This is a genomic window from Pseudomonas sp. AL03 (assembly GCF_029960815.1).
Classification (GTDB): domain Bacteria; phylum Pseudomonadota; class Gammaproteobacteria; order Pseudomonadales; family Pseudomonadaceae; genus Aquipseudomonas.
In genome coordinates this window covers 76,722-92,195 of sequence record NZ_JASBRE010000012.1, presented here as the reverse complement: position 1 = coordinate 92,195, position 15,474 = coordinate 76,722, and the positions used below count along the sequence as shown (strand labels likewise).

General features: G+C 58.8%; 16 protein-coding genes. 3 read left to right on the top strand and 13 right to left on the bottom strand.

All coding sequences use genetic code 11. From position 1 onward, the window contains the following. Window positions 1–14: 14 nt before the first annotated feature. The 4 genes from QK293_RS13970 to QK293_RS13955 form a co-directional block, all read right to left on the bottom strand. The gene (locus tag QK293_RS13970; protein WP_282377842.1) at window positions 15–452 is read right to left on the bottom strand and encodes a DUF3995 domain-containing protein; all 438 of its coding nucleotides are present in this window, start codon (window positions 450–452) and stop codon (window positions 15–17) included. 174 nt (window positions 453–626) lie between these two features. Further along, complete coding sequence (locus QK293_RS13965; protein WP_282377841.1) at window positions 627–1,643, bottom strand: ABC transporter substrate-binding protein; 1,017 nt, start codon at window positions 1,641–1,643, stop codon at window positions 627–629. A gap of 118 nt (window positions 1,644–1,761) precedes the next feature. Further along, a complete protein-coding gene (locus QK293_RS13960) occupies window positions 1,762–1,965 on the bottom strand; it encodes a hypothetical protein (RefSeq protein ID WP_282377840.1) in 204 nt (67 codons plus the stop codon). Next, a complete protein-coding gene (locus QK293_RS13955; RefSeq protein ID WP_282377839.1) occupies window positions 1,965–2,435 on the bottom strand; it encodes a hypothetical protein in 471 nt (156 codons plus the stop codon). The genes QK293_RS13960 and QK293_RS13955 overlap by 1 nt, the downstream gene beginning before the upstream one ends. A gap of 414 nt (window positions 2,436–2,849) precedes the next feature. Between QK293_RS13955 and QK293_RS13950 the strand changes: the two genes are divergently transcribed. The 3 genes from QK293_RS13950 to QK293_RS13940 all read left to right on the top strand — a co-directional run bounded on the left by QK293_RS13950 (window position 2,850) and on the right by QK293_RS13940 (window position 3,858). Next, a complete protein-coding gene (locus QK293_RS13950) occupies window positions 2,850–3,098 on the top strand; it encodes a hypothetical protein (RefSeq protein ID WP_282377911.1) in 249 nt (82 codons plus the stop codon). Between the two features lie 158 nt (window positions 3,099–3,256). Continuing rightward, a complete protein-coding gene (locus tag QK293_RS13945) occupies window positions 3,257–3,487 on the top strand; it encodes a hypothetical protein (RefSeq protein WP_282377838.1) in 231 nt (76 codons plus the stop codon). A gap of 131 nt (window positions 3,488–3,618) precedes the next feature. Next, window positions 3,619–3,858 (top strand): DUF2789 domain-containing protein, encoded by a 240-nt coding sequence (locus QK293_RS13940; protein ID WP_282377837.1) that lies wholly within the window; start codon window positions 3,619–3,621, stop codon window positions 3,856–3,858. Window positions 3,859–3,960: 102 nt separating this feature from the next. Here the strand turns inward: QK293_RS13940 and QK293_RS13935 are convergent, their stop codons facing one another. The 9 genes from QK293_RS13935 to iolD form a co-directional block, all read right to left on the bottom strand. Continuing rightward, the gene (locus tag QK293_RS13935) at window positions 3,961–5,565 is read right to left on the bottom strand and encodes a methyl-accepting chemotaxis protein (protein WP_282377836.1); all 1,605 of its coding nucleotides are present in this window, start codon (window positions 5,563–5,565) and stop codon (window positions 3,961–3,963) included. A 199-nt stretch (window positions 5,566–5,764) separates the two neighbouring features. Then, on the bottom strand, window positions 5,765–6,169 hold the full coding sequence (locus QK293_RS13930) for a TraR/DksA family transcriptional regulator (protein ID WP_007907888.1): 405 nt from the start codon (window positions 6,167–6,169) through the stop codon (window positions 5,765–5,767). Between the two features lie 328 nt (window positions 6,170–6,497). Further along, on the bottom strand, window positions 6,498–7,520 hold the full coding sequence (locus tag QK293_RS13925) for an ABC transporter permease (RefSeq protein ID WP_282377835.1): 1,023 nt from the start codon (window positions 7,518–7,520) through the stop codon (window positions 6,498–6,500). A gap of 29 nt (window positions 7,521–7,549) precedes the next feature. Continuing rightward, the gene (locus tag QK293_RS13920) at window positions 7,550–9,115 is read right to left on the bottom strand and encodes a sugar ABC transporter ATP-binding protein (protein WP_282377834.1); all 1,566 of its coding nucleotides are present in this window, start codon (window positions 9,113–9,115) and stop codon (window positions 7,550–7,552) included. 71 nt (window positions 9,116–9,186) lie between these two features. After that, a complete protein-coding gene (locus QK293_RS13915) occupies window positions 9,187–10,113 on the bottom strand; it encodes a sugar ABC transporter substrate-binding protein (RefSeq protein WP_282377833.1) in 927 nt (308 codons plus the stop codon). Window positions 10,114–10,270: 157 nt separating this feature from the next. Next, a complete protein-coding gene (locus QK293_RS13910; protein ID WP_282377832.1) occupies window positions 10,271–11,314 on the bottom strand; it encodes a Gfo/Idh/MocA family oxidoreductase in 1,044 nt (347 codons plus the stop codon). A gap of 148 nt (window positions 11,315–11,462) precedes the next feature. After that, complete coding sequence (locus tag QK293_RS13905; protein WP_282377831.1) at window positions 11,463–12,323, bottom strand: sugar phosphate isomerase/epimerase; 861 nt, start codon at window positions 12,321–12,323, stop codon at window positions 11,463–11,465. Window positions 12,324–12,467: 144 nt separating this feature from the next. Further along, complete coding sequence (locus QK293_RS13900; RefSeq protein ID WP_282377830.1) at window positions 12,468–13,493, bottom strand: Gfo/Idh/MocA family oxidoreductase; 1,026 nt, start codon at window positions 13,491–13,493, stop codon at window positions 12,468–12,470. A 44-nt stretch (window positions 13,494–13,537) separates the two neighbouring features. Then, window positions 13,538–15,469: a 3D-(3,5/4)-trihydroxycyclohexane-1,2-dione acylhydrolase (decyclizing) gene (gene iolD / locus QK293_RS13895; RefSeq protein WP_282377829.1), complete on the bottom strand. Its 1,932-nt coding sequence runs from the start codon at window positions 15,467–15,469 to the stop codon at window positions 13,538–13,540. Window positions 15,470–15,474: the final 5 nt, after the last annotated feature.

Below are 15,474 nucleotides of genomic sequence, written 5' to 3'. Positions count from 1 at the left end.
TGCATTACCTCAGATCAAATCCAGGCAACGGCCAACAACCCCGCCCCCAGCACCACACACAACGGCGAATACGCCCAGGTGTCGAGCCGCGCAAACTTCGAATCCTTCACCTGTTTGAAGAACCCAATCAGATTCGAATCGCCGATTGCCCTGGCGAACATCAGCATCGCAATGGCGCTGATGACCCATTGCAGCGACGAGTGATGCACCGTCGGCAAATACAGGCCGACCCGCAAGCACACCAGCATCGCAATCAGCAGCAACCCGACCGCCACCAATAACGTGGCAAAGCCTGAAGGTTTGAAGGCCGGTCTGGATTCCCCGCCGCCCTCCGCGGATATTCGCGGGACCGCCGCCTCGCGCCCCAACTTGCCACCCGCCGCCCAGTACAGGTGGATCAGGCTGATCAACAGGAAGATGGCAGCCATCCATTGCGCGATCAATAGGCTCATGTTCAGACTTCCAGCGTGAAATGTCGCAGCAGGATGAACTTCCTTGAACGATTTTGTAAGGGTATTCGTCATCGGCAACGATAAAGTGCCACCCCATGAAGCTCGCCCGAACTGATCGCACGCGGCGGTGCGGCGATCCGACTTGCTCGCGAAGGGGCCATCAAACTCACCGCATCATTTCAACTCGGCAGACACCTTATCCGCCACATCCTTGGGCACCCAGGCCTGCCACACGTCCGGGTGCGCCTTCATGAACGCCTCTGCCGCCTGCCGTGGCGGGGTGTGTTTTTCGCTCATCTCGGCCAGCGCCTTGTTCAGCGGACCGATTGGCAAGTCGACCTTGCTGAAGAACTCGGCAATCTGCGGATACTGTTTCTGGAATGGCGTGGACACGCCGATGGACAGCTTCGAGGCCAGTGAGCGCGTCGGTTTCGGATTCGGGTTGTCGGCGTCGGTCAAGGTTTTCCAGGCTTCGGCGTCGAACGGCGGTTCTTCGAGCTGAATCAGTTTGAAGCGTCCGAGCAATGGCGTAGGCGACCAGTAATAGAACAACACCGGTTTGCCGCGACGAATCGAAGAACTGATCTCCGCATCCAGTGCCGCCCCCGAACCACTGCGAAAGTTCACATAGCTGTCGTCCAGCCCATACGCCTTGAGCTTCTGTTTATTGACCACTTCCGACGTCCAGCCGATCGGGCTGTTGAGGAAGCGCCCCTTGCCCGGGGTTTCCGGATCGCTGAATACATCCTTGTAGCGCGGCAGGTCGCTGACACTGCGCAGGTCCGGTGCCAGCGGCTTGATGCCTTTCGCCGGATCACCCTTGATCACATATTCGGGCACCCACCAGCCTTCGGTCGCGCCCTTGACCGTATCGCCGAGGCTCACGACTTTGCCTTCGGCCTCAGCCTTGACCCAGACCGGACTGCGACCGGCCCACTCTTCGCCAATCACCTGAATGTCATTGTTGGCCAGTGCGGTCTCCAGGGTGATGGTCGTCCCCGGCAAGGTATCGGTCGGCAGCCCGTAGCCCTTCTCGACGATGATCCGCAGGATATCGGTGATCAGACTGCCGCTTTCCCAGTTCAGGTCGGCGAAGTGGATCGGCGCCTGGGCAGCGAACACCGGAACGGGTGAAGCCAGCAAACCGAAAGTGGCCAGGGTAGCGGCCAGCAACCGTCGAAATCCGTTCATGCTTTTGCACCTCGTGCTGTTCACAGCAATAGCAGGGTGGCCTGGCAGAAGACCGCGAAGCCTCTGAATACTCAGTCAACTGACTGTAGTAGAGGTTCCTGCTTTCGAGGGGTGTCAACTAATTTTCGGAAGTTTCCTGCAAGCGCGCCAGCTCTCTTCGTACCATGCTGGCGTACTCCGCCGGACGCAACGTATAGATCTGTGACGCCACCCAACCCAGCCATGCACCTTGCAAAACAGCCTTCTGGTCGAACAATCGCTGGGCCTCGACTTGCGCACTGGCCTGGTTCTGTACGTGGAAATCGGCGCGGGTCGGGGTCATTACTCGCTGGCCTTGAAGGTGACCAGTTCACCTTTGCGCCACTTGGCAGCCTTGGCGGTAACGGCTTTGAGGGTTTTGGTCAGGCCCTCCTGCAACTGTTGGTGAGCAGCGAACACCATCACCACGCTATGACCTTCCTTGAACACGATCCCGTGGCCATCAGCGGTGGTGACGAACGCGTAATCACCCAGGCCGTAAACCGTGAGTTTGATGTCGCGGAACTTGATGTCCAGCTTGCCGCCTTCGCGGCTGGGCAATACAGAGGCGCTGAAATGATCGCCGACCTTGAGTTTAAGCCCAGGTTTGTCATCAACCACCAGCGCCTCTTCGGTGTCGATTTCGGCAATATAAATGCCTTCAGCGTTCTGTTCGGTGATGTAAACAAAACGGGACTGGAACTGTTTAACCAGCTTTGCGCGCAAATCACCCAGCACGAACAAAGCATGCATATCGAGATTACTTACTGCCAAGGAAACATCCCCACATCTGAAAATGATGCTGCACGCAGGAAAATAGCGCACAGCAGAAAAAAGCGGCAATGCCGAAGGTGTAGCCAAATGACCCGGGTTGAAATCCTGAAACGAGCAGAGCGCTCATTCATCGCGAGGTTTATGAAGACTACTGGAACGTCACTCACGTCGTCTTACCTGGCATTCGTCAGAGGTTGAAGGAAAACGCCCTTCTAACGGCCAGATAAAACCGGACTACCAACCTTAGGGAACAAACTCTTTAATAAAAGCACTTTTCCTACATATCGCCCGCAGAAAATTGCTTTAGATGAGCATCAATCGCCAACCAGTGGTGGTGATTCTAGAGCAGCGATGCTCACCGAGACTACCCAAAACGACGAACACACGTCGGTAAAACAACGAAAAGGACTTCCTATGTGCACGCTGACACACTTCGCTCACCCCCCGACACCTTACACAAACAGCTCGCCGACCCTGCACTCGGTGATATTTCAACCGCATGAATACCACCCTGAAGAGCTTGCCTGGCCACGCTTTCAGGTGGTTTTGGCCGGCAATGCCTTCTTCCATATCAAGGAAATTTCCACCGGCCGTGTCAGAGGTTTCCGCAGCAATCATAACGAAGCCTGCGCCCTTGCCCGCTCTCTTGAGTTACGCAGTTGACGGCCCCGCCGCATTCATTTCTATAGACGCTTCGTCATCCCGCAGACTTATCTCAGCCGCCGGCCTGCAACTACTGCCATACTGCCCGACCAATGAAACCCGTCCCCAGGGCGGGCGGCGTTCAAAACAACAGAATATTTCCAAGGGAAGGCTGCAACGTGACGGAATTTGATATCGGCGAATTTTTTATCCGGGGCGAAGTCAGAGAGGTCGAAGGCGAATTCCAGGCAGTCATTGTCATGCGCGCCAAACCACCGCTGACCACCGTGACGTATCACCAGGTCGAGAAGGATCGCTGGTTCAAGACCTCGGACGTCGCCGCCATTGCCGCCCAGGAAGCCGCCAAGGCGCTGAAGGTTGCGGTCGATGAAGGGGCATTGAAAGCCTGATAGTCGGTTTGCAGTCTATGCTCACTTCTGCTTTCGAACATCGCCATCGAACTCCTGAAGCGCGGCTCCCTCAGATGTATTGAAGCTGCCCCTCAGAACTCGCACTCGACGCGCCCCGCAAGGAGATGAACATGGATTCACCGACACACGACTTGAAAGGCTTGTTCGACCAACTCGGTCTGGACTCCAGCGAGAAGGCCATCGACGATTTTATTGCCCGTCATTCCCCGCTGGCCGACGACAAGAAACTCATCGATGCCGAGTTCTGGACCCCGCAGCAAGCCGGCTTCCTGAAAGAACAATTGCGCGAAGACGCCGATTGGGCACGGGTGGTCGACGACCTGAACCTGCGTATGCATCAGGTCCACTAGCCTGTAATTAAAGGCAGGCTGTCGGGTATTTCGGCGTTCAGTTGCGCCAACCAGGCAGCCCTGCACTCCTGCGCCTCATCGTGACTTGAGAATCCCGTCCTCTCAATGAGGATTTTCCGGCTTGTAACCCAATCGCAACCCCCCCCAATGCCGGCCCTTAAGCATGATCGGCACCGAGAGGTCGTGCATCAGCTCACCGGTGTCGCGGGTGTAGGTTTGCAGCAGTACGGCCTGCTGATGGCTGCCACAGCGGATCCCGGTGCGGTCGGCGAATTTGCGTTTGGTACGGTTTTGCAAGGTATCAACTTGCGCATCACCGGTCAGAGGTTGGCTGAAGACTTTGTTGTGGGTCGGCACATAGCCCTGCTGCGTGCAGGCGATGGCGAACACCAGGCCTTCATGGCGCGGCAACAACGGTTCCTGGATCGCCGGCAAGACCTGATCGGCGTAGCGATCAAAGCGAGTCTGGTACTTGGCCGGGTTGGTGTTGGGAATGGCCTGGTAATTGCGATCAAACAGGTCATCGAGGCTGACGCGGCCCTCGTCGATATCCGCTTCAAAGCGCGCCGCGATCTGACTCGCGCCTTCGCGGGCCAGGTCATAAACCCGCTGGTGATAGTCATCCAGTCCGACTTCCGCGAGGCGTTCGCTGATGGTTTCGGCCTGACCTTCCATTTGCACCGCGGCCTGGGCCAGGCGCTGGGTCTGTTGATCACTGATTGCCAGGTCGCTGCGCATCTGCTCGATGGCGTGAAACAGGCTATCGAGTTGTTCGCGGTTGGTGTCAGCGCCCCTGGCGATTTCCCCGACCTGTCTTTCGACGCCAGCGGCTAGACGTGCAATGTTCTCCAGGTGCTGACCGGTGTGTTCGACCTGCTTGACACCGGTATCGAGGTCGCCGGACAGTTGACGGATCTGCTCCACCACCTGCGCGGTGCGTTGCTGAATATCAGCGACCATTTCCCCCACTTCGCCGGTAGCCGTCGCCGTACGCGCGGCCAGACCGCGAACCTCATCGGCCACCACTGCAAATCCGCGACCATGCTCCCCGGCCCGCGCCGCCTCGATAGCAGCGTTCAATGCCAGCAGATTGGTCTGGCTGGCGATGGACTGGATGACCAGGGTGACCCGTTGGATATCGTCACTGCGCAGGCTCAGGGCTTCGATCAGTTCACGGCTGTTACTGGCGCGCTGACTGAGTTGATGCATACGAGCGATGGACTCGATCAACTCCGTACGCCCTGCCGCGCTGCTTTGATGAGCCTCGCTGGCCGCACTGAGGGCTTCCCGGCTGAGTGTCGAGGTGGCTTGTTCGGTGGCGATCATCACTTCGGCGTTGTTGACGATCTGCGCCGCGGCACCGAGCTGTGATTGCAGTTTGTCGGCCAGTTGCTTGACCGAAAAGGCCACACCGGCGGCAGACAAAGCGTTATGACTGGTTGTATAGGAAAGATCGCGAGTCAACTCGGCAATCGCGCTGGCGCTGTCGGCGGGGAATGCCTGCGGGATGGCGCGCGAGCGCAAGCGAGGTAGCCAGATCACCAGCACGGCCAATGGCAGGCCAAGGTAAAGCGACCAGCCGCCCAGCGTCATACCGCACAACAAAAGCATCAGGGCGATGCTTTGCAGGGTCGGCGTCAGCCAAAGGTTTTTTGGCAAAGGCACGGGTGCAGGCACTGCCGCAACCAGCGATCCGTCTCGCGTCATCTTCGTCACCCCACCCATCATTCTAATTGTTGTATCGGCATTAAACGCCACTACAAGGCCATTATCTATGGTCCATTAGTAGTGGGCGTTGCAGCAGATCAATAGAAGTGCGGGAGTTTTCTGCAGACGAGAAAAAGCATCGCTCGCAAGCCTTGCTCCTACAGGAGTGAGGCTTGCCCGCGATGCGGGCGTTACGAAATCAGGCCTGACGCTGGTGCTTGTCGATCTGTTCGTGACGCTCTTGAGCTTCGATGCAGTACTTGGTGGTCGGGCTGATCAGCAGGCGCTTCAGGCCAATGGCCTCGCCGCTGTCGTCGCACCAGCCAAAGCTGTCTTCCTTGATACGTTCCAGAGCCTGTTCCAACTGAGGCAACATGCGCTGGTCGCGATCGATCGCGTTCACCAGCCAGGTGCGCTCTTCTTCAACAGAAGCAGCGTCAGCCGGATCGGCCGGGGTGTCCAGGCTTTCGATGGCGATGCGGTTCTGTTCGATGCGCTCATGGGTTTCGACTTTCATGTTCTGCAACAGCTCAGAGAAAAAAGCATGTTGCTCGGCATTCATGTAGTCATCTGCCGGCATGGCCAGCAACTTGTCCTTTGTCATTGATATCTCTATAAAAAAACGTGCATTAAGGCGAATAAGGGAGCGTTCCGGCGGACCTGCGTTGGTCATCGGAAAGGCGCCGTCTAATTCCAAGCGCCACCCGGCACTCAATTTACGAGGGGCGGCAGTCTAAGGCCGACTTGAGGCCTCAGCAACTGAAAAGACAGCGAATTTGTCCGACAAAGCCCAGAAAGTGCTCTATGGCAACCTTTGCGATGATTATCGGAGTGCGTTTATAGCAAGAAATTCAATCGAGCGGCTGTATATAGAAGATAAACGGCTGCGCCACGCGGGTCAGGCGTGGCGCATTGGCTGTTTTATCGGTGGCTCAGCGCTTGAGTTTGCGCTTGTTGCGGTACTGATCGATGACCACTGCCACCACGATGATCAGGCCTTTGATGATGTCCTGAATGTAAGCATCGACGCCAACAAAGGTGAAACCGCTGGCCATGACCCCGAGGATCAGTGCGCCGATGACCGTGCCGGTAATGCGTCCTACGCCACCGGCCAGGCTGGTGCCGCCGATCACTGCCGCGGCAATCGCGTCCAGTTCATAAGACATGCCCATCCCGGCCTGCCCGGTCGCGGCCCGTGCCGAAGCCACCACACCCGCCAGGCCTGCCAGCAACCCGGCGATGCTGTAGACGATCACCAGATGCCGCTTGACGTTGATCCCCGAGGTACGCGCCGCCTGCATGTTGCCGCCGATGGCGTAGGTGTACTTGCCGTACTTGGTGTAACGCAGGGCGATGTGAAAGATCACCGCGACCACCAGGAAAATGATCACCGGCATCGCGCCGTGTCCGATAGCCGTGTAGGAATCCGAGAGCATGCTCACCGGCTGGCCTTCGGTGTAGTAACGCGCGAGGCCACGCGCCGAGACCATCATGCCGAGGGTGGCAATGAACGGTGGGATACCGGTTATAGCAATGATGCTGCCGTTGATGGCCCCCGCCAGCAGTCCCACCCCAAGCCCGGTAATCACCGGAATCCATACCGGCAAGTCAGTCAGCGACGGGAACACCGCCCGGGCGAAGTCCGACGTCTGGGCCAGACTGGCAGCGATCATCGCCGACAGCGCCAGCACCGAGCCGGAAGACAGGTCGATACCCGTGGTGATGATGACCTGGGTCACGCCGATGGCCAGCAGGCCGATGATCGACACCTGCAGGATCATCAGCACCAGACGCTGGGAGTTCATCAGGAAGCTCTGGTCGCGCACGATCCAGCCAAACACTTCAAAGACCAGGCCGATGCCAATCAGCACCAGGAAAATACTCAACTCGGTCGGAAAGCGCCGGCGACTCTTGACCGGTGCCGTTGCTGGCTTGTTTTCCAGTATCGCGTTCATAAACACTCACCCTTCTATCGCGTCGCCGATTAGTGAACCGCGGACATGCCCGAAGCCAATTGCATCACTCGTTCCTGGGTCGCTTCGCTGCGGTCGAGGGTGCCCATCAGGTCGCCCTCGTGCATGACCATCACCCGGTCGCTCATGCCGAGCACTTCCGGCAGTTCCGAGGAAATCATGATCACCGCCATGCCTTCGCTGGCGAGGTAGGAAATGAGCCGGTAGATCTCGGCCTTGGCGCCGACGTCGATACCGCGAGTCGGCTCGTCGAGAATCAGGATCCGTGGATTGGTCATCAGCCAGCGCGCCAACAACGCCTTTTGCTGATTACCGCCGGACAAGGTATCGATGCACTGCTCCAGCGACGGGGTTTTGACCCGCAGCTTCTTGCACATGTCCTCGCACAAGGTGCGCAGGGCTTTTTGCTGGATGAAACCGTGACCGGCGTAATGCGGCAACACCGCCATTTCCATGTTCTCCAGCACCGACAGGCACGGGAACAGGCCGCTGAGCTTGCGATCCTCGGTCAGCAACGCGAAGCCCTTGTCGATCGCCATGTGCGGATCGCTGATGCGCACCACTTCGCCGTCGAGACGAATCTCGCCACCGTCGCTCGGCGTGATGCCGAAAATCGCTTCGGCAACGTTGGTCCGTCCCGAGCCCATCAACCCGGCAATGCCGAGGATTTCGCCGGCGTGCAGGTCAAAGGAAACATCCTTGAAAATGCCGTCCAGTTTAAGGTCGCGCACCGACAGCAGCAGATCGCCGATCGGCTTTTCACGCACAGGGAACAACTGGCTCAGCTCGCGGCCGACCATCATCGAAATCAGGCTGTCGCCGTCCATGCTGTCGGCCCGCTGCAGGCCGATGTAGGCACCGTCACGGAACACCGCCACTTCATCGGCGATGCTGAACACCTCGTTCATTTTGTGCGTGATGTAGATGATGCCTTTGCCCTGACGCTTGAGGTCGGCAATGATCGAGAACAGATGCGCGACTTCCTTGTCGGTAATGGCCGAGGTCGGTTCGTCCATGATCAGGATGTCGGAGTCGTAGGACACCGCTTTGGCTATCTCGACCATCTGCCGTTCGGCGATGCTCAGGTTGCCGACCTGCTCCTCCGGATCGAGGTTGATCCGCAGGCGTTCCAGCAGTTGCGCCGTGCAACGGTGCATTTCGCGGTGATCGATCATGTGCAGGCCATTGAGCTGCTCACGGCCGATCCAGATGTTCTCGGCGATGCTCATGTGCGGCATCAGGTTGAGTTCCTGGTGGATCATCGCGATCCCGGCCTGGAGCGCTGCCAGTGGCGTTTCGAAGACCACCGGCTTGCCCCGCAGGCGCAGTTCACCGGCGTCCGGCTGATAGATGCCGGCAATGATTTTCATCAGGGTGGATTTGCCGGCGCCGTTTTCGCCCATCAGGGCCAGCACGGAACCGGGGCGTACCCGAAGCTGCACATCGGACAAGGCCACCACACCGGGAAATCCCTTGCTGACGTTGATGATCTCCAGCAGGTACGGCTCATCGACAGGTGTTGCAGTTGGCTGGATACCCACCAACGGGGTGCTCGAAGCAGTCGCTGAAGCGAACATGATCAGGTACTCCATCAGCAAGGTCGCGGTCGCCACCTTGCGTATTTATTGTTGTTATTTGAACGGACGGGCTATTTGAACGTGTCGACGTTTTGCGGGGTGATCAAGCGGTATGGCACCCACACGGCCTGTTCAACCGGCTCGTTTTTGGCCATCTTCACTGCCGTGTCGATCGAACCGTCCGCCTGACCCTTGGCGTCCTGGAACACCGACACCGTCATGTTGCCTTTCTTGATCGCGTTCAAGCCGTCCGGCGTACCGTCGACACCCGCGATCAGCACACTGCCCTTCTCGACGCCGGCCTGTTGCAGGGCCATCGCAGCACCAATAGCCATTTCATCGTTGTTGGCTACGATCGCGTCGAACTTGCGGCCCTGGGTCAGCCAGTCGTTGACCAGGGTCATGCCCTTGTCCCGCAACCAGGTGCCGGTCTGCTCTTGCTCGATCTTGATGTTCGGATATTTGGCCAGCACGTCTTTGACGCCCTTGGTGCGGTTGGTGGTGGAGTTGTTCGCGAGGTCGCCCAGCAGAATCACGATATCGCCCTTGCCGCCCATTTTGTCGGCCAGGTACTGCATCTGCATTTCACCGGCCTCCAGATCGTTGGAGGCTACTGTGACCACGCCTTTGGGCAACTTCAGGTCATCGGGGCGGCGGTTGACATAGACCAGCGGGATGCCGGCCTTGACGGCGGCTTCGGTGATTTTTTTGGTGGCGGCGGTATCCACCGGGTTGACCACGATGGCATCGACTTTCTGGCTGATGAAGTTTTCGACCTGGCTCAACTGCTTGACCACGTCGCTGCGAGCGTCTTCGAATTGCAGCTGGACGCCATCGGGATAGGACTTGGCTTTCTGGTCCATGGATTCGCGCAGGTAGGTCAGCCAGGTGTCATCAAACTGCGACATGCTGACGCCGATCTTCATTTCGGCGAGTGCAGCGCCGCTGGCGAACATCAGGGACAAGGCAAGTGAGGCGAAACGGATCTTGGTCTTCATGAAAAGTCTTTCTCCACATTCTTGTTGGTTTTATGGATGAGGCGTGACGATTTCAGTCAGCGAGAAAAGAGTGAAAACGAGTCGCGAGGCAGGTCGCTGGAAATGACTCTATTGGAATATAATTTCTATATCAACTCATTTTAGAATTTTATTCTGGCTATATTCCATGACTGCCGAACGGGTTCAACTCCTCCACTTGATGGCGCTCGAAACTCAGTCGCGCAGCGTCTAGCACGCGGGTGGTCGCCAGTGCGTCACGGGCATCGACGGGCAGTGGGCCACCGCTCTGCAACGCGGCTTGCAGCTGTAAATAGAACTGATTCCAGCAACCGCGCTCGGAGGGCACCCGCTCGCGCACTTCGCCCTGTTCGAACCAGCCCCATCGGCGATGCTCTTCAACGCCCCAGCGTTCACCTTCGGATTTGGGCGAGAGCCCGGCGAGCGCCAATGCTTCCTGCCCGTCCAGGCCATCGACGCTGTAACAGCCTTGGGTGCCGGTCACCCGAAAGCGCGGGCCGGGGGTGTTTTGCAGGCAACTGCCGCCCAGGTGGGAGGTGACGCCACTGGCATGGGTCAGGGCCATAAAGAAGCCGTTATCGAAGACCTGGTCTTTTTCCAGGTAATCCAGTTCGGCGTAGACCCGTGTCACCGGACCGAATAAAAGCAACGCCTGATCCACCAGATGACTACCGAGATCACGCAGGAAGCCACCGCCACTGCCGTTGTTCACCGCTTGCGGTGAGTAACGCTCGATCCGCGATTCGAAACGGGTGACCTGGCCCAGCGCACCGGATTCGATGAGTTTGCGCACGGTAAGGAAATCCGAGTCCCAGCGACGGTTCTGGTAGACGCTGAGCCGTACGCCCTGGCGCTCGGCCATGGTGATCAGGGTTTGCGCCTGCTGCGCGTCAGCGGCGAACGGTTTGTCGCTGACCACCGCCACACCGTGCTCGATGCCGTCGAGCACCAGCGCCGGACGGCCCTTCAGCGGAGTGGACACCACCAGCACATCGATCCCGGCTTCCACCAACTGGCCGATGCTGTCAAACGCGGGCACCCCTGGATGCTCGGCCGCCAGCAACTGTCGGCGCTCAGGTGAACGAGTGACCACACCCACGAACGTCGCCGCCGGCAAACTGCTGATCAGCGGAGCATGGAAAAACCGGCCGCCATGGCCGTAACCGACAAGTCCGATACGCATGTTGTTCTCCTGATGATCGTTCCCACGCTCTGCGTGGGAATGCCGCCATGGACGCTCTGCGTCCGCCGTTATGTGACGCGGAGCGTCACGGGATGCATTCCCACGCGGACGGTTCGACGCCTCGACGTGGGAACGATCGGTTTCGAGGTTATTGGCACAGTTCGCGGGTCACGCGCTCAAGCATCATCCGGCTGGACTCATCCGGCCGGTCTTCCCAGGCAAACACCGACACTGTCGCAATACCGTCGAACTGGATCTCGCGCAAGGTGCCGAAAAACGCGTCCCAATCGACTTCGCCCTGACCGATGTCCAGATGCTGGTGCACGGTGGCGACTACACCCGGCGGGTTGACGATGTAGCGCAACCCTGAAGACGCCTTGTGGTTGTAGGTATCGGCGATGATCAGGTGGCTCAGTTTGGAGCCAGCGTACTTGAGCATCGAAGCGATATCGCCTTTGCCATCGTCATAGAAGAAGGTGTGCGGCGCCGCGTAGAGGTAGTTGATCCACTCGCGATCCAGACCGCGAATGATGTCCACCGACTCGTTGTTACGCTCGCAGAAGTCGTAAGGGTGGGCCTGGATATCAAGCTTGATGCCTTCGCGCTCGAACTCCGGGATCAGCTCGTCCATCGAGCGCATGAACTGGTTCTCGCAGACCAGCGGGTTGTCCGACTGGCCGGTGAATTCGGTGTTGACCAGCTTGCAGTCCATCTCCACGGCAATCTGGATCGCCCGCTTCCAGTTGCGTACGGCGGCCACTCGCAGGCCTTCGTCGGCAGCGGCCCAGTGGTACATCGGTAATAAGGAAGAGAGCTTGACCGCGGTGTCGCTCAGGGCTTTGCGAAATTCCTTGATCCGCGCCTTGTCGACTCGCGGGGCTTTGTAGAACGGCAGGAAATCTTCCCGGGGCGAGAGTTCGATGTGTTCGTAACCGAGCTCGGCGACCTTATCGACCATCTTGCCCAGGGACAGGGTGCGGTACATGTAGGGGTCTAGTGCGATGCGCATGTTTTTGTTCTCCATCACCTGACGCCGATCGTTCCCACGCTCTGCGTGGTAACGCATCAATGGACGCTCTGCGTCCGCTTTTGGGACGCGGAGCGTCCCGGGCTGCATTCCCACGCGGAGCGTGGGAACGATCATTACGGGGGGTTAGCCGTAGAAGTGTGGGCGTTCTGGCAGGCCGACTTTGACGATCTGGCCGTTGTTTTGGGCTTCGATGCATGCGTCTGCGGCGACGGCGGCAGCGAACCCATCCCATGCCGAAGGCCCACCCACCTGCCCTGCCCGCACACCATCGATAAACGCCTGCAACTCGACGTCGTACGCGGCAATAAACCGATCCTTCCAGTCCATCAGAATCGCGTTGGACAATTTCGCCCCGCTGCGCAATTGAACCTGCGACGGCTCAGGCAGTTTGGCAATGCCGGTCTCCCCCACGACTTCGCACTGGATGTCGTAGCCGTATTGGCAGTTAACGAACACTTCGACGTCGATGCGCGTGCCCTTGGCGGTTTCCAGCAGCACGATCTGCGGGTCTTTCAAATGCGCGAGCGCCTTGCTGCTCTTGCGCGGGAACACCACTTGCACCGACACGTAATCGTCGTCGAGCAACCAGCGCAACACGTCCAGTTCATGGATCAGCGTGTCGGTGATCGCCATGTCGGTCTTGTAGTTTTCACCGACGGTCGGGTTGCGGTGCGCGCAGTGCAACATCAACGGCTCACCAATCTGACCGCTGTCGATCACGGCTTTAAGTGCCCGATAACCTTCGTCATACGGACGCATGAAGCCGACCTGCACCAGGCGCTTGCCGTGGGCCACTTCGGCTTCGACGATCTTGCGGCAACCTTCAGCGGTGACCGCCAGCGGCTTCTCGCAAAACACCGATTTGCCGGCAGCAATCGCAGCCAGCACGAACGCTTCGTGGCTAGGCCCCCAGGAGGTGACCAAAATGGCGTCGACTTCCGGCGCCTTGATCAGCGCATGGCCGTCGGGATAGACCTCGGCGGTCAGCTTCAGGTCAGAAACCACCTTCGCTGCTTGTTGCAAGTTGATGTCAGTGACAGCGACCACCTGGCTGTTGAGCAAGGTCTGGCTGCAACGACGGATGTGATCCTGGCCGATGGCCCCGGTGCCGATGACGCCCAGCCGCAATGGATTCGAAAGCAAAGACATGAAGACTCTCCTGTGAAGACTTATTGTTGTTCGTTTCAGAGCAATCAGTACTGACGGGCCTTGGCCAGTCGCTCATTCAGGGTCTTGGCCACCGCATCGGTGCGGGCGCTGGTGGAGACTTGCGCCACGCCAACCCGCCACCACGACAAGTATTTGTGAATCATGGTTTTGGGCAGGACCTTGATGTCGATCAGCGTCGATACCGTCTGCAATAGCGCATCGGCCAATGCCGCTTTCAGTTCTTCGACCGTGTTCACTGTGTAGGTTTTGCAGCCATAGGCCGCCGCGCTCATGGCGAAATCCACTGGCACGAAACCGCCGTCCAGCTTGCCGGTTTCCGGGTTGCGAAAACGGAACTCGGTGCCGAAGCTGTCCATCCCGTGTTCCATCTGCAAGTTGTTGATGCAACCGAACGTCATATTGTCCAGCAACACCACGTTGATTTTGCGTCGCTCCTGAATCGAGGTCGCCAGCTCGGAATGCAGCATCATGTAAGAGCCGTCACCGACCAGCGCATAGACCTCGCGCTCAGGCTCGGCGAGCTTCACACCCAACGCGGCGTTCACCTCGTAACCCATGCAGGAATAGCCGTACTCGACGTGATAGGTGTTCACCCCCTTGCTGCGCCAGCTGCGCTGCAAGTCACCGGGCAGGCTGCCGGCGGCGGCGACGATCACTGCGTCATCGGCGAGAACTTCATTGAGCACACCGAGCACTCGGCTCTGGGTCAGGCAAGAACCGGTCAGCTCAATGAATTCGCGCAGCACCGCCGGGTCCATGGGGTCGTTGATTTCCGGGATGAAGTCTTTGCTCTGGTAGTCGACCTGATAGAGGCGGTCGACTTCCTCGTCCAGTTGCGCCTTGGCCTGACGCGGTTGATCGCCCCACGCAGAACGGTACTCGCCCAAGGCATCAGCCAAGGCTTGTAACCCGACGTTGGCGTCCGCCAGCAGTTGCACGCCGTCGAGCTTCAGGGCATCGCAGGGGCTGATGTTCAGGTTGAGAAATTGCACCTCAGGATGCTGAAACAGGGATTTCGACGCGGTGGTGAAATCGCTGTAGCGGGTGCCGACACCGATGATCAGGTCCGCATCCTTGGCCAACAGATTCGCCGCCAGACAGCCGGTTTCACCAATCCCGCCAACATTCAATGGGTGACTGGACACCACCGCGCTCTTGCCGGCCTGGGTTTCGGCGAAGGGAATATCGAAGCGCTCGGCGAACGCCTGCAAGGCGGCATTGGCGCCGGAGTATTTGACCCCGCCACCGCAAATGATCAGCGGTTTGCGCTTGCCTTTGAACAGCGCCAAGGCATCGCCGAGCATCGCTTCGGTAGCCGGACGACGCTCGATGCGGTGCACGCGTTTTTGCAGGAAATAATCGGGGTAGTCGTAGGCCTCGGCTTGCACATCTTGTGGCAAGGCCAGGGTCACCGCGCCGGTTTCTGCAGGGTCGGTGAGCACACGCATGGCGTGGATCGCCGCCGTCATGAGTTGCTCGGGACGGTTGATGCGGTCCCAGTATTTGCTCACGGCCTTGAACGCATCGTTGGTGCTGATGCTCAGGTCGTGGAACTGCTCGATCTGTTGCAACACCGGGTCCGGCTGGCGGCAGGCGTAAACGTCGCCAGGCAACAGCAGCAAGGGAATGCGGTTGGCGGTCGCCGTCGCGGCGGCGGTCAGCATGTTCGCCGCGCCCGGCCCGACCGATGAAGAGCAGGCGTAGATCTTGCGCCGCAGGTGTTGCTTGGCGAAACCGATGGCCGCATGGGCCATGCCTTGCTCGTTGCGGCCCTGATGGACGATCAGGTCGCCACTGTCCTGCTCCAGTGCCTGGCCCAGGCCCAGCACGTTGCCGTGACCGAAAATGGTAAAGATCCCGGCGACGAATTTGCTTTGAACCCCATCGACCTCGATGTACTGGTTATCGAGGAATTTCACCAGGGCCTGGGCCATGGTCAGTCTTGTTGTGGTCATAACCG